The organism is Pseudomonas sp. GW821-FHT07G06 (genome assembly GCF_058986625.1).
The window spans coordinates 274513-289364 of record NZ_JBYSVW010000009.1 but is presented as its reverse complement, the minus strand read 5'-3'; the positions used below and the strand labels follow the sequence as shown (position 1 = coordinate 289364).

General features: G+C 60.6%; 11 protein-coding genes. All 11 read left to right on the top strand.

The features are described 5' to 3' along the window. The first annotated feature begins 650 nt into the window (after positions 1 to 650). The 11 genes from AC3WJW_RS17545 to AC3WJW_RS17495 all read left to right on the top strand — a co-directional run bounded on the left by AC3WJW_RS17545 (position 651) and on the right by AC3WJW_RS17495 (position 14690). Positions 651 to 2051 (top strand): polynucleotide adenylyltransferase PcnB, encoded by a 1401-nt coding sequence (locus AC3WJW_RS17545; RefSeq protein ID WP_007971107.1) that lies wholly within the window; start codon positions 651 to 653, stop codon positions 2049 to 2051. Positions 2052 to 2054: 3 nt separating this feature from the next. Beyond that, positions 2055 to 2540: a 2-amino-4-hydroxy-6-hydroxymethyldihydropteridine diphosphokinase gene (gene folK, locus AC3WJW_RS17540; protein ID WP_493726805.1), complete on the top strand. Its 486-nt coding sequence runs from the start codon at positions 2055 to 2057 to the stop codon at positions 2538 to 2540. Positions 2541 to 2927: 387 nt separating this feature from the next. Next, positions 2928 to 3728, top strand: coding sequence for a 3-methyl-2-oxobutanoate hydroxymethyltransferase (panB, locus tag AC3WJW_RS17535; protein ID WP_095965623.1), 801 nt, complete (start codon positions 2928 to 2930; stop codon positions 3726 to 3728). After that, positions 3725 to 4585: a pantoate--beta-alanine ligase gene (gene panC / locus AC3WJW_RS17530; RefSeq protein ID WP_493726804.1), complete on the top strand. Its 861-nt coding sequence runs from the start codon at positions 3725 to 3727 to the stop codon at positions 4583 to 4585. Before panB ends, panC begins: the two co-directional genes overlap by 4 nt. A 185-nt stretch (positions 4586 to 4770) precedes the next feature. Further along, the gene (gene panD / locus AC3WJW_RS17525) at positions 4771 to 5151 is read left to right on the top strand and encodes an aspartate 1-decarboxylase (protein ID WP_493726803.1); all 381 of its coding nucleotides are present in this window, start codon (positions 4771 to 4773) and stop codon (positions 5149 to 5151) included. Positions 5152 to 5375: 224 nt separating this feature from the next. After that, a complete protein-coding gene (pgi, locus tag AC3WJW_RS17520) occupies positions 5376 to 7040 on the top strand; it encodes a glucose-6-phosphate isomerase (RefSeq protein WP_102701626.1) in 1665 nt (554 codons plus the stop codon). Between the two features lie 193 nt (positions 7041 to 7233). Then, positions 7234 to 9171 (top strand): acetate--CoA ligase, encoded by a 1938-nt coding sequence (acs, locus tag AC3WJW_RS17515; RefSeq protein WP_493726802.1) that lies wholly within the window; start codon positions 7234 to 7236, stop codon positions 9169 to 9171. Between the two features lie 108 nt (positions 9172 to 9279). Then, positions 9280 to 10152 carry an oxygenase MpaB family protein gene (locus AC3WJW_RS17510; protein WP_493726801.1) on the top strand — a complete coding sequence of 291 codons (873 nt, stop codon included), beginning with the start codon at positions 9280 to 9282 and terminating at the stop codon, positions 10150 to 10152. A gap of 177 nt (positions 10153 to 10329) precedes the next feature. Further along, positions 10330 to 11346, top strand: coding sequence for a class I SAM-dependent rRNA methyltransferase (locus AC3WJW_RS17505; protein WP_493726800.1), 1017 nt, complete (start codon positions 10330 to 10332; stop codon positions 11344 to 11346). Between the two features lie 93 nt (positions 11347 to 11439). After that, positions 11440 to 14397: a DUF748 domain-containing protein gene (locus tag AC3WJW_RS17500; protein ID WP_493726799.1), complete on the top strand. Its 2958-nt coding sequence runs from the start codon at positions 11440 to 11442 to the stop codon at positions 14395 to 14397. Next, entirely contained in the window at positions 14397 to 14690 is a 294-nt protein-coding gene (locus AC3WJW_RS17495; RefSeq protein WP_493726798.1) for a DUF2845 domain-containing protein, read from the top strand. Before AC3WJW_RS17500 ends, AC3WJW_RS17495 begins: the two co-directional genes overlap by 1 nt. Positions 14691 to 14852 lie beyond the last annotated feature (162 nt).

Genomic DNA, 14852 nt, shown 5'->3' with positions numbered 1-14852 from the left:
AAGTTGGCACGCACCCTGCTATATGTTTGGTACAAGAACAATAACAAGCAATGCACAAGACAATAAAAATAAGACGAATCGACTCACGCACAATAAAAACAAGACGGCGAGAGGCGCAGCTAACTGATTCTTTTGGAGAGGCGTTGTATTTGGGGCTTGCCCCACGACCAGGCCGAGAACAACAAAAACTGTCCTAAGACAGAGCCTGTACTGGTTGGATCGAAAGATCACTGCAATTCAGCGACCAAAGCAATCCGTTTGCTCTTGGCTCCCGATTGGGAGGGTCATGAAGGAAAGCTTCATGGCAAGGGCACTTAACAAAAACAAAAAGCCCGAAACCAAAAATAAAAATAGAGCATGCAACTACTTCTTGGGGAGCTTCGGCTCCCCTTGTAGTTTCTGCGATTCAGAAAAACCCGCGTATCACTGTAGGAGCGAGCCTGCTCGCGAAAAACCCGAGGGCGCATCTGGGCATCAGGCTTAACACGCCATCGTTCACACCCATCGCGAACAGCTCGCCCCCACGGACTGCGGCCTACAGCTCATATCTGCTGTGTCCTACACCATCCCCCGACTAAATGCTAGAATCCCCGCCCATCATGCGGTCATTCTTCTGTTATGGCCGAATATTCCTTCAAACAGTGCATCCCATGCTGAAGAAGCTGTTCCAGTCATTCCGTTCTCCCAAGCGTCCTACGCAACACATTCGCAGCACGCCTGAAGTGCTCAACAGCGGCCAACACTCGCTGCAAAAGGCGCAATTCAGCCGCTACGCGGTGAATATCGTTGAACGCCTGCAGAGCGCCGGTTATCAGGCTTACCTGGTGGGCGGCTGCGTGCGCGACATGTTGCTGGGCATTACCCCGAAAGATTTCGACGTTGCCACCAGCGCCACCCCCGAGCAGGTACGGGCCGAATTCCGTAACGCGCGAATCATCGGGCGTCGGTTCAAATTGGTGCACATCCACTTCGGCCGCGAAATCATCGAAGTCGCGACCTTCCGCGCCAATCACCCGCAGAACGAAGACGAGGAAGACAGCAACCAGTCTTCACGCAACGAAAGCGGGCGCATCCTGCGCGATAACGTCTATGGCACCCTGGAAGAAGACGCGCAACGTCGCGACTTCACCATCAATGCCCTGTATTACGATCCGGTCAGCGAACGCATCCTCGACTACGCCAACGGCGTACACGACATCCGCAATCACCTGATCCGCCTGATCGGCGATCCGAAGCAACGCTACCAGGAAGACCCGGTACGCATGCTGCGGGCGGTGCGTTTCGCCGCCAAGCTGAACTTCGGTATCGAAAAACACAGCGCCCTGCCCATTCGCGACCTGGCGCCGATGCTGCGCGAGATCCCGTCGGCTCGCCTGTTCGAAGAAGTGCTCAAGCTGTTCCTCTCCGGCCATGCCGCGGATACGTTTGAAATGCTGGTCGACCTGCAGTTGTTCGATCCACTGTTCCCGGCCAGCGCCGAAGCACTGGAATACAACCCGACCTACACCCACACCCTGATCAGCGAAGCCCTGATCAATACCGACCTGCGGATCAAGCAGAACAAACCGGTCACCCCGGCATTCCTGTTTGCGGCCCTGCTCTGGCCTGCCCTGCCGGCGCGCGTCCTGCGCCTGCAGGAGCGTGGCATGCCGCCGATTCCGGCGATGCAGGAAGCGGCGCATGAGCTGATTGCCGAACAGTGCCAGCGGATCGCGATTCCGAAACGCTTCACCATGCCGATCCGCGAGATCTGGGACATGCAGGAACGCCTGCCGCGCCGCAGCGGCAAGCGTGCCGATCTGTTGCTGGACAATCCGCGCTTCCGCGCCGGCTATGACTTCCTGCTGTTGCGCGAGAGTGCAGGCGAGCAGACTGACGGCCTCGGCGAATGGTGGACCGACTATCAGGACGCCAATGAAAGCGAGCGCCGCGACATGATCCGCGACCTCAGCGGCAAGGAAGAAGGCACCGGCGCCCCGCGCAAGCGTCGCCGCAGCGGTGGTTCCAAGCGCAAGCGCGCCGCCGGCGCTTCGAGCACCACGGGCGAGTAATCCATGGAACGCATCTACATCGGCATGGGCAGCAATCTGGCTGACCCTGCCGAACAATTACGCAGCGCCGCCGAGGCGCTGGCGACCTTGCCGCAATCCCGACTGGTCGGGGTTTCGGCGTTTTATCAAAGCGACTCGCTGCTTCCCGGACAACCGCGCTACACCAATGCGGTGGCCGCTCTCGACAGCACGCTGGCGCCACTAGAACTGCTGGATGCCTTGCAGGCCATCGAAAACGGCCAGGGTCGCGAGCGCCTTGAACGCTGGGGACCGCGTACGCTGGACCTCGACATCTTGCTGTTCGGTGATCGCCTGATCGACGAACCGCGCCTCAAGGTTCCCCACTACCACATGCAGGAACGGGCCTTCGTGCTGTATCCGCTGGCGGAGCTGGCACCTGCGGATTTGCAACTCGCCGATGGCCGAACCCTGGCCGAACTGCTCAAGGCATGCCCGTTCGTCGGCCTGGAACGCCTGCCCCCGAACTGACCCAAATCCCCTGTGGGAGCGAGCCTGCTCGCGATAGCGGTAGTACATTCAACATGGATATGGACTGACACACCGCCATCGCGAGCAGGCTCGCTCCCACATTGGTTTGTGGCGAACACAAAAGTGCGGCTGACCGCCGAATCGAACAAACCTGCTGAATCGCATCAGTTACTCCGGTAACACCCCACCCGTAACAATGCGGTAACACACGCAATTGACTTCCCTCGTTCTCCTCACGACTATAGGCGTCCCGCTGCCGCCTACACGGCGTTCAAGGGCGCAATCCAGGCCTTAAAAGCACGACGAAAGAGCGTGCGCCTGTATTCAACGAAGAATCACGCGCGTTACTCGCAGTAGTTTCCACAGCGCCTGAATGAGGAACTTTTCATGCCAGCCATCACCCTGACCACCCTGCAAGGTCTGAAGCAAAAAGGTGAAAAGATCACCATGCTGACCTGCTACGACGCAACCTTCGCCCACGCCTGCAACCAGGCCGGCGTCGAAGTGCTGCTGGTGGGCGACTCCCTCGGCATGGTTTTGCAGGGCCACGACAGCACCTTGCCTGTCACCACCGCAGAAATGGCTTACCACGTGGCTGCCGTCAAACGCGGTAACAGCGATGCCCTGATCCTCGCCGACCTGCCTTTCATGGCCTATGCCACTACCGAACAAGCCATGACCAACAGCGCCCTGTTGATGCAGGCCGGCGCGCACATGGTCAAGGTTGAAGGCGCGTTGTGGCTGGCCGACTCGATCCGTCTGCTGGCCGAGCGCGGCATCCCTGTCTGCGCGCACATGGGCCTGACGCCGCAGTCGGTGAACATCCTTGGCGGCTACAAGGTCCAGGGTCGCAATGAAAACCAGGCGCGGCAGATGCGTGCCGACGCGATCGCCCTGGAACAGGCTGGCGCGGCCATGCTGCTGCTCGAGTGCGTCCCGAGCGAGCTGGCAGAAGAAATCACCCAGGCGGTGAAGATTCCGGTGATCGGGATTGGCGCCGGCAATCGTACCGATGGCCAGGTGTTGGTTCTGCACGACATGCTGGGGCTGTCCATTACCGGCCGTGTGCCAAAATTCGTGAAGAACTTCATGACTGGCCAGACCAGCATTGAAGCTGCATTGAATGCCTACGTGACTGAAGTCAAGGCGGCGACCTTCCCTGGAATCGAACACGGATTCTCTGCATGAACACCGTAAAGACCGTACGTGAACTGCGGGCCGCCGTGGCCCGTGCCCGTAGCGAAGGCAAGCGCATTGCCTTTGTGCCGACCATGGGCAACCTGCACAGCGGCCACGTTGCGCTAGTGACCAAGGCCTCCCAACGGGCGGACTTCGTGGTGGCGAGCGTCTTCGTCAACCCGCTGCAATTCGGTGCTGGCGAAGACCTCGACAAGTACCCGCGCACCCTCGCCGCCGACCAGGAAAAACTGCTCCAGGCCGGTTGCCATCTGCTGTTCGCGCCGACCGTGGAGGAGATGTATCCCGACGGCATGGCCGGCCAGACCCGCGTCAGTGTCCCGCAATTGTCCGAAGGCCTGTGTGGCGCAAGCCGGCCGGGGCATTTCGAAGGCGTGGCGACGGTGGTCAGCAAGCTGTTCAACATGGTCCAGCCGGACCTGGCGATCTTTGGCGAGAAAGACTTCCAGCAACTGGCGGTGATTCGCGCGCTGGTACATGACCTGAACATGCCGATCCAGATCATCGGTGAGCCGACCGTACGCGCGGCCGATGGCCTGGCGCTGTCGTCGCGCAACGGTTTCCTAAACGAAGAGCAACGCGCTGTAGCACCGGTGGTCTACCGCACGCTGAATGCGATCAGCGAGGCGATCAAGCAGGGCGAACGCGATTACCCGGCGCTGATCGGCACTCAGGTCAAACAGCTCGAAACGGCTGGCCTGCGTCCTGACTACCTGGAAATCCGCCATGCCCTGACCCTGCGCCCGGCGACGGCGCAGGATCGTGACCTGGTGATTCTGGTAGCGGCGTTCCTCGGTACGACGCGGTTGATCGACAACCTGCATCTGAACCTCGACGCGCCCGTCTGACCAACACAATAACCCTGTGGGAGCGAGCCTGCTCGCGATAGCGGATGTTCAGTCACAACAGTTTTGCCTGATCCACCGCTATCGCGAGCAAGCTCGCTCCCACAGGGGTTCTGCTGCGCCCATACAGACCTTACTGACGCCCACAAACCCTTCGGGCAACTTGCCCGCCGACCTGGGAAACATTCATGCACGCCATCATGCTCAAAGCCAAGCTGCATCGCGCCGAAGTCACCCACGCTGTACTCGATTACGAAGGTTCCTGCGCCATCGACGGTGAATGGCTGGACCTGTCCGGCATCCGCGAGTACGAACAGATCCAGATCTACAACGTCGACAACGGCGAGCGCTTCACCACCTATGCCATCCGTGGCGAAGAAGGTTCGCGCATGATCTCGGTCAACGGCGCCGCAGCGCACAAGGCCAAGGTCGGTGATCGCGTGATCATCTGCGCTTACGCTCATTACAGCGAAGCCGAACTGCTCAACTTCAAGCCGCGCATGCTCTACATGGCACCAGGCAATGATCTGAGCCACACCAGCAACGCCATTCCGGTCCAGGTCGCCTGATCCGAGCCCTGTCTCTTCCGTTTGTCGGACCATTCCTAACTTCGATGTTAAAAAAGTACCGGAAACAGGTCAGACAAAGTCAAGACAGATCATTGCGCGGGGTTTACTGTATTCGCCCTGCGCCATGAAATCGTGTCGACGCAGTTGACCGGAACGCCCATCCACAGCGCTCCGGGATTTTTAGTGTTCCAAAGGCCGTTCAAGTAATAAGGAAACCCGCAGCGATGGCGTATTACCGCACTCCTCATGACGTTACCGCTCTGCCCGCCTGGCAAGCGTTGAATGACCACCGCCAAGCCATGCAGGATTTCAGCATGCGCGAAGCCTTCAATGCCGATCCGCAGCGTTTTACTCAATTCACCCTCAGCAGCTGCGGCCTGTTTCTCGACTATTCGAAAAACCTGATCAACGCCGAGACCCGCAATCTGCTGGTGGGCCTGGCCAACGAAGTCGACCTCAAGGGCGCGATCAAATCGCTGTTCGATGGCGAAATCGTCAATGCTTCCGAAGGCCGTCCAGCCCTGCACACCGCGCTTCGCCGCCCGGTCGGCGACAAGCTGTCGGTCAATGGCGTCAACGTGATGCCCGAAGTGCACAAGGTGCTGAACCAGATCACCGACCTCGTCGGCCGCATCCACGATGGTTTGTGGCGCGGTTACACCGAGAAGCCGATCACCGACGTGGTGAACATCGGCATCGGTGGCTCCTTCCTCGGCCCGGAACTGGTGTCCGAAGCCTTGCTGTCCTACGCCCAGAAAGGCGTGCGTTGCCATTACCTGGCGAACATCGACGGCAGCGAGTTTCACGAACTGACCATGAAGCTGCGCGCCGAGACCACGCTGTTCATCGTCTCGTCGAAATCCTTCAACACCCTCGAAACCCTGAAAAACGCCCAGGCCGCCCGTGCCTGGTACCTGGCCCAGGGTGGTTCGGAAGCCGAGCTGTATCGCCACTTCATCGCGGTATCGAGCAACAACGCCGCCGCCGTGGCGTTTGGCATTCGCGAAGAAAACATCTTCCCGATGTGGGACTGGGTCGGCGGCCGTTACTCGCTGTGGTCGGCCATCGGTTTGCCGATTGCCCTGGCCATCGGCATGTCCAACTTCAAGGAACTGCTGTCCGGTGCCTACACCATGGACCAGCACTTCCAGAGCGCACCGTTCGAACAGAACATGCCGGTGCTGCTGGCCTTGCTCGGCGTGTGGTACGGCAACTTCTGGGGTGCGCAAAGTCACGCGATCCTGCCGTACGATCACTACCTGCGTAACATCACCAAGCACCTGCAACAGCTGGACATGGAATCCAACGGCAAGAGCGTGCGCCAGGACGGCAAGCCCGTGTCCACCGACACCGGGCCGGTGATCTGGGGCGGCGTCGGCTGCAACGGTCAGCACGCCTACCACCAGTTGCTGCACCAGGGCACCCAACTGATTCCGGCCGACTTCATCGTGCCGATCGTCAGCTTCAACCCGGTGTCCGACCACCACCAGTGGCTGTACGCCAACTGCCTGTCGCAAAGCCAGGCGCTGATGCTCGGCAAGACCTTGGCCGAGGCCGAAACCGAGCTGCGCGACAAAGGCATGAGCGAAGCCGAGGTACACAAACTCGCGCCGCACAAGGTGATCCCGGGCAATCGTCCGAGCAACACCCTGGTGGTCGAGCGCATCAGCCCGCGTCGCCTCGGCGCACTGGTGGCGATGTACGAACACAAAGTCTTCGTGCAAAGCGTGATCTGGGGCATCAACGCCTTCGACCAGTGGGGCGTGGAGCTGGGCAAAGAGCTGGGCAAAGGTGTCTACAACCGCTTGGTCGGCAGTGAAGAAACCCCGGCCGAGGACGCCTCGACTCAAGGGCTGATCAACTACTTCCGCGGTCGTCACCGCGGATAATCTGACACCGCCCTGTTGTACCTTGTGGGAGCGAGCCTGCTCGCGAATGCGGTTTGTCAGTCGACTTTGATGTTGACTGACCCAACGCTTTCGCGAGCAGGCTCGCTCCCACAGTTGTTTTGTGTACGGCTTGAACCCATTGACCACTCGGCGCATCTTTATCTTTGTCGCAAAACAAGAATAAGGAACCGTCATGTTCGATATCAGCAAGTTCCCCAAAGCCGATGCCGTCCGCCGGGCTGCACAACTGAGTCAAGACGACTATCAGCGCCTGTACCGCGAATCCATTGAACACCCCAGCACCTTCTGGGCCGAACAGGCCACGCGCTTTCTCGACTGGAGCGCACCTTGGGAAACCGTCCAGCGCTACAACCTGAAGACCGGTGAGGCCAGCTGGTTTGCCGGTGCGCAATTGAATGTCAGCTACAACTGCATCGACCGGCACCTGGAGAAACGCGGCAATCAGGTCGCCATCATCTGGGAGGGCGACGACCCAGCCGACTCGACATCGATCACCTACAAACAACTGCATGAAAACGTCTGCCGTCTGGCCAACGTGCTGAAAAGCCGTGGTGTGAAAAAAGGCGACCGCGTGTGCATCTACATGCCGATGATTCCCGAGGCGGCCTACGCCATGCTTGCCTGTACCCGCATCGGCGCGGTGCACTCGGTGGTGTTCGGCGGCTTCTCCCCGGACTCGTTGCGCGACCGCATTCTCGACGCCGACTGCCGCACCGTGATCACTGCCGACGAAGGCGTGCGCGGCGGCCGGCCCGTGCCACTCAAGCAGAACGTCGACAAGGCGCTGCAAAGCTGCCCGAACGTGAGCACCGTGCTGGTGGTCGAGCGCAGAAATGTACAAGTGAACTGGGTCGAAGGACGGGACATCAAGTACCAGCAGGCCCTGCGCGAAGCCAGCGCCGATTGCTCGCCCGAGCCGATGGACGCCGAAGACCCGCTGTTCATCCTCTACACCTCCGGCAGCACCGGTAAACCCAAAGGCGTGCTGCACACCACCGGCGGCTACCTGCTGCAAGCGGCGATGACCTTCAAGTACGTGCTGGATTACCGCGATGGCGAAGTCTTCTGGTGCACCGCCGACGTCGGTTGGGTCACTGGCCACAGCTACATCGTCTACGGTCCGCTGGCCAACGGCGCGACCACGCTGATCTTCGAAGGCGTGCCGAGCTACCCGACGACCTCGCGCTTCTGGCAGGTGATCGACAAGCACAAGGTGAACATTTTCTACACCGCCCCGACGGCCCTGCGTTCGTTGATGCGCGAAGGGCCCGCCGCGCTGAAGGGGACCTCCCGCGCCAGCGTCAGGCTACTCGGTACGGTCGGCGAACCGATCAATCCGGAAGCGTGGGAGTGGTACTTCCATGAGGTGGGCGAAGAACGTTGCCCGATCGTCGATACCTGGTGGCAGACCGAAACCGGCGGCATCATGCTCAGCCCTTTGGTCAGCGCCCAACGAATCAAGCCCGGTTGCGCCACACAACCGATGTTCGGCGTGCAGCCTGTGCTGCTCGACGAGCAAGGCAAGGAAATCAAAGGCGCCGGCAGCGGCGTACTGGCCATAAAATCCAGCTGGCCGGCGCAGATCCGCAGCGTCTATGGCGACCCGCAGCGCATGGTCGACACCTATTTCAAGCCGTATCCCGGTTACTACTTCACTGGCGATGGCGCGCGGCGCGATGAAGATGGCGACTACTGGATCACCGGGCGCATCGACGATGTGATCAACGTGTCCGGCCACCGTATCGGCACCGCCGAAGTGGAAAGCGCCCTGGTGCTGCACGACAGCATCGCCGAGGCCGCTGCGGTCGGTTACCCCCACGACATCAAGGGCCAGGGCATCTATGTCTTCGTCACGCCCATGAACGGCGTCGAGACCAACGATGAACTGAAGCAGGAATTGCTGGCCCTGGTCGGCAAGGAAATCGGCAGTTTCGCCAAACCGGACTTGATCCAGTGGGCGCCGGCCTTGCCGAAAACCCGCTCAGGCAAGATCATGCGGCGCATTCTGCGCAAGATCGCCTGCAACGAACTCGATAGCCTGGGCGATACTTCGACCCTGGCCGACCCGAGCGTGGTGCAGGGCCTGATCGACAAACGCCTGAATCAATAATGCTCGCTCTTTGTAGGAGCTGCCGCAGGCTGCGATCTTTTGACGTTGCTCTGCAGGATCAAAAGATCGCAGCCTGCGGCAGCTCCTACAGGAAATTATCGGGACACCATGGAATTCATCCGCACCCGCATTGAAACCCAAATCATGAGCCTGACCGGTTTGTCCCTGGGCAAGCTCGACCTGGAAAACCCCAAGGGCGACCCCGGGCTGTTCGGACCGGACTCGGTGAGCTGGCAAGTCCATGGCGATTTCAGCAGCATGCTGATCGGTGGCATCAGCGCCCTGATGCTGCAGGCCCTGCACCCGCTGGCATTGGCCGGGGTCTGGGACCATTCGAATTTTCGGGAGGACATGCTCGGTCGCTTGCGCCGCACCGGTCAGTTCATCTCCGGCACCACCTTCGGTTCGCGGCAAGACGCCGACTGGTTGATCGAGAAGGTTCGCACCATTCACTTGCAGGTGACCGGCACGGCGCCGGATGGACGCCCCTATGCCGCCAGCGATCCCGATCTGCTGACCTGGGTGCACGTCGCCGAGGTCAGCAACTTCCTTGCCGCGCATTTGCGCTATCGCAACCCGCATCTGTCCCCAGTCGACCAGGATCGCTATTACACAGAGATCGCCTTGGTTGCCGAGCGTCTCGGTGCCCGGGATGTGCCACGTTCGCGACAGGCCATTGCCGACTACCTTGAGCGCGTGCGCCCGCAACTGCTGTGCGACGAGCGCAGCCGCGAGGTGCTGCGCCTGTTGTTGAACGCGCCCTCTCCCAGTCGTTTGGCCAAGCCGTTCGGCGGGTTGATGATGCAGGCGGGGATCGATCTGTTGCCGGATTGGGCCAGTGACATGCTCGGCGTCAGCCAGAACCCGCTGCAACGCAAGCTGATCCGCGCCAGCGTCAACCGCAGCGCGCCAATGCTGCGCTGGGCGGTGCGTAATGGATCGGTGCATCGGGCCAAGCGACGGATGGGGTTGTTGAGTTAGACACAGCCGAAAAGCATCGCGAGCAGGCTCGCTCCCACAGGGGACTTTTGTTGGTCGCAGATCCCGTGTACGACACGAATCCAGTGTGGGAGCGAGCCTGCTCGCGAAGGGAACACCTCGGTCCAGCTCCAAACTGTTAAACTCCCGCGCCCAATTCTCTCCTGCAAGGCGCCCAGCATGTCTTCCTTGAATCAGGCGCTGCGCGCCGCCCTCGATCAACGCCAGGACCTGCTCGCCGAACTGCACCAGCAGGGCACCGACTGCTATCGCCTGTTCCACGGCAGCCAGGAAGGTGCCGGTGGCTTGACCATCGACCGCTACGGCCCGCAATTGCTGGTGCAGAGCTTCCATCAGCCGCTGGAGCGCGAGGCGCTGCTGCAACTGCACGACGCGATCAACCAATACCTGGGCTTTGAAACCCTGCTGGTCTACAACGACCGCTCCCGCGGCAACTCGCGCATCGATCGCGAAGACATCGTCTACCGCGCCGACGAGGCCGCCCTGCAGGACCTGGTCGGCCACGAATGGGGCCTGAACTATCGGGTGCGTGGCCGCCATGCCGGACAAGACCCGCTGCTGTTCCTCGACCTGCGCAACACCCGTGGCTGGGTCAAGGATCACAGCAAAAACAAAAGCGTGCTGAACCTGTTCGCCTACACCTGTGGCGTCGGCCTCAGTGCCGCCGCCGGCGGCGCGCGCGAGGTATGCAACCTGGACTTCGCCGAAGGCAACCTGGCGGTCGGTCGCGAGAACGGTTTACTCAACCCGCAGTTGCCGCCCATGGAATTTGTCCAGTCCGACTACTTCCCGGCCATTCGCCAACTCGCCGGCCTGCCGATCAGCCAGCGCCGCGGGCAAAAACTGCCGAGCTATCAGCGCCTGGAACAGCGCCAGTACGATCTGGTGCTGCTGGACCCTCCGGCCTGGGCCAAGAGCGCATTTGGCACCGTCGACCTGCTGCGCGACTATCAGAGCCTGCTCAAGCCGGCCTTGTTGACCACCGCCGACAACGGCGTGCTGATCTGCTGCAACAACCTGGCGAAAGTCAGCATGGACGACTGGCGCGAGCAGGTTTTGCGTTGCGCAGAGAAGGCCGGGCGGCCGGTGCTTGAGTGGAGCGTGATGAAACCAGGCGCCGACTTTCCGTCGATGGATCAGCAACCACCGCTGAAAACCCTGATTCTGCAGCTCTGACAGCTGTGGGAGAAATCTGAAACTTCCTCGACAGGTCAATCACTTCGGAACCGGAAACGCGTGCCATACTCCAAGGCACTCCGATTCAGACAGATGAAGCCGCACATGTACAAAGGATTGATTCGCGCCATCGGCGCCTTGTTGACTGCTCTGGCCCTGTACAGCTTGCTGGGTTTTCTGATTTTACCGGGTGTGGCGTTGCGCATTGCCAACCAGCAACTGGCCAACTACGCCACCACCCCCGCCACGATCCAGCGGATCGAGTTCAATCCGTTCAGCCTTGAACTGACCCTCTGGGGCTTGAACATCGGCGAGCCCGGCAAGGAGCAGGTCGCTTTCGAACGTTTGTACGCCAATCTGCAACTCGACAGCCTGTGGACCAAGGCGGTGCACCTGTCCGATGTCGAACTGGACAAGCCCAAGACCGAAATCCTGTTCGGCAAGGACGGCAAACTCAATCTGCTTGGGCTGTTCAAACTGCCAGAAAGCGAACCCACGCCCGCCGACCCGAACGCCCAGCCGTTTCCGCTGCGCATCGAGCGGATCAAGCTGGCCGGCGGTGCCGTGCACTTTGAAGACGCCCGCCCCAGCGAGCCCATCGAGTTTCTCTACGACTCCCTCGATTTCGAGCTGAAAAACCTCAGCACCCTGCCCGATGACAGTGCCGACATGACCCTGGTGGCCGTCGGCCCCAATGGCGGACAGATCGACTGGACAGGCAATTTCAGCCTGATCCCGATCGCCTCCGAAGGTAAGCTGAAAATCACCGATGGCAAAATGAAAGCCTTTTGGCCCTATGTGCGCGATGCCGTTCCACTGGATCTCGAAAACGGCGTCATGAGCATCAGCACCGACTACAAACTCAGTCTGTCCAAGGAAACCGAGCTGCTGCTGAGCAATGTCGCGGTCACTGTCGCCCCCTTCGCGATCAAGGCGCCGGATGGCCGGCCGCTGGTAAAGCTTGAGCGTCTGGACGTCAGCGAAACCACGGTGGACCTGGCCAAACAGCAGGTGGTGGTCGGCAAGATCCGCAGCCACAAACTGGAAACCTGGGCCGCGCTGGAACCGGACGGCCAACTCGACTGGCAGAAACTGTTCGCCAGCCAACCGTCAAAATCCACCGCCAAAGCCAAGGCGGATGCCGAACCGACCAGCACTCCGGCGGCGGCAGACTCACCGAAACCCGAACCGGGCGCACCCGACAAACCCTGGCAGGTGCTGCTCAAGGATGTGCAACTGCGCGACTACAAGGTGCATCTGGCTGACCGCAAGGCACAGCCTGCCGTCGCCCTGGACCTGGCTCCGCTGAACCTCGACCTGCAAAACTTCGACAGCCTCAACGGCTCGCCCTTTACCCTCAAGCTCGATACCGGTGTGGGCAAGCAAGGCAAGATCATGGCCGACGGCGAGGTCAACCTGGCCCCGGTCAGCGCCAGGCTGAAGGTCCAGACCAGGGACATCGACCTGCGGGTTGCCCAGTCCTACATCACGCCATTCATTCGTCTGGAACTGCGCAGCGGCATGCTCGGCAGTGATCTGGCGGTCAACCTCAAAAGCACCGAGCCCCTGGCCTTCGGCGTCACCGGTCGCGCCCAGGTCGATCAGTTGCATACCCTGGACACCCTGAAAACCCGCGACTTCCTCAAGTGGCAACAGGTCGTGGTCGAAGGCCTGAACTATCAGCATGGGGACAGCCTGTCGATCGACAAGGTCAACCTGTTCCAGCCCTATGCGCGTTTCATGATCAACGATGATCGCACCACCAACATCGACGATCTGCTGATCCCGCAACCGGCGGACTCCGGGGCAAAACCGGCAGCGAGCAAACCGGCCAGCAACGAAAAACCGCTGGGCATCCACATCGGCGGCATTTTCATCAATGACGGCTCGGCCAACTTCGCCGACTTCAGCCTGACCCCGAACTTCGCCACCGCCATCCAGCAACTCAACGGGCAGATCGGCACCATCGACAGCCGCCAGCCGAAACCGGCCAGTGTCGACGTCAAGGGCAAGGTCGACCGCTACGCGCCGGTGACCATCAAGGGCTCGGTCAATCCGTTCGACCCGATGGCCAGCCTCGACATCGCCACCAGCTTCAAACGCGTGGAGCTGACCACGCTGACCCCCTACTCCGGCAAGTTCGCCGGCTACCGTATCCGCAAGGGCCGGCTCAATCTCGACCTGCATTACCAGATCACCAAGGGGCAGCTCAAAGCCGAAAACAAGGTGGTGGTCGAGCAACTGCAGCTGGGGGAAAAAGTCGACAGCCCGGATGCCGTGAGCCTGCCACTGAAACTGGCGATTGCCTTGCTCAAGGACGTCGACGGCAAGATCTCCATCGAGCTGCCGGTCACCGGCGATCTGAACAACCCTCAGTTCAGCGTCATGCCGATTATCTGGCAGACCCTGCGCAACCTGATCGTCAAAGCCGCAGCGGCGCCGTTCAAACTCATTGGCGGGCTGGTCAGCGGTGGCGGTTCGGAAGACCTGGGCAGCGTTTCATTCGCGGCGGGATCCAGCGAATTGGGCAAGGACGCCGAAGGCGCCCTGGACAAACTGTCCAAGGCGCTCAAGGAACGCCCGGCCCTGCGCCTGGAAATCGAAGGCACCGCCGCCCAGAGCAGCGATGGCCCGCTGATCGCCGAACAACGCCTGGAACGGGAATACCAGTACAACTACTACAAAATGCTCCAGCGCCGCGGTGACAAGGTCCCGGCCCAGGCTTCGTTGCTGGAAGTGCCGGATGGGGAAAAAGGTCCGTTGCTCGAAGGTATCTACCGCACCCGCCTGAAGACCCAGCCCCCTGCCGAATGGAAGGACCTGGGCAAGGAAGAGCGCACTGCGAAAATGCGCGCCGAGGTGATCAAGTTCTGGAGCTCCAGTGACGTACTGTTGCGTCAACTGGGCCAGGAGCGCGCCAGCAGCATCAAGGATTACCTGGTCGACAAGGCCAAACTGGAAGATGAGCGGGTGTACTTCATCGACGCCAATCTGGGCGAAGCGGAAAGTGACGGCCGCGTGGTGACACCGATGCATCTGGATGCCGAGTGATGATGCGGCAGCTGGCAGGCCTGGTCCTGGTGCTATCCGCCAGCCAGGCCTGGGCGGCCGATACCCTGCGCTGCGGCAGCCAATTGATCAGCGTCGGTGATCGCTCGAGTGAGGTGGTGCAGAAATGCGGTGAACCGGTGAGTCGCGACCTGCTGGGCTACAAGCGCAGTGCAGACCGGCGCGAGGAGTTTCAGGTCGAGGAATGGACCTACGGACCGAATGGCGGCATGTATCAATACTTGCGGTTCGAAGGTAATCGGCTGAAGCAGATCACCAGCAAACGCGGCAATTGATTAACCACGATTCAATGTGGGAGCGGGCTTGCTCCGGGCGGCGATCCGACGAAGGCGGACTGACATTCAACACAGGCGTTGAATGAAAAACCGCTTTCGCGAGCAAGCCCGCTCCCACATTGGGTTTTCAGCGCTACACGCTACATATAGAACAGGCCCCGG